The organism is Bradyrhizobium campsiandrae (assembly GCF_014529705.1).
GTDB classification, from domain to species: Bacteria; Pseudomonadota; Alphaproteobacteria; order Rhizobiales; family Xanthobacteraceae; genus Bradyrhizobium; species Bradyrhizobium campsiandrae.
Genome location: NZ_JAANIH010000460.1, coordinates 1 through 230, shown reverse-complemented (window position 1 = coordinate 230; position 230 = coordinate 1). Strand labels below are relative to the sequence as shown.

The 230-nt window shown below is 63.5% G+C and carries 1 protein-coding gene; it reads left to right on the top strand.

Annotated features, from left to right (window positions below):
* The coding region (locus G8O24_RS43905) for an ABC transporter substrate-binding protein (RefSeq protein ID WP_244646507.1) at positions 1-230 on the top strand (230 nt) is incomplete at both ends.

Here is a 230-nt window from a genome sequence, read left to right as displayed (position 1 = left end):
CGGCGCCGGCGCCTATCAGTTCACCGCCTATACGATCTACGACCCCTTGGTGGCGTGGGAGATGGACGTCGCCGATCGCCCCGGCAAGCTGGTGCCGGGGCTCGCGACCGAATGGAAGGTCGATGACGTCGACAAGACCAAATGGACCTTCAAGCTGCGTCCCGGCGTGACGTTCCATGATGGTACTCCGTTCAACGCCGACGCGGTGGTGTGGTACGTCGACAAGGTGC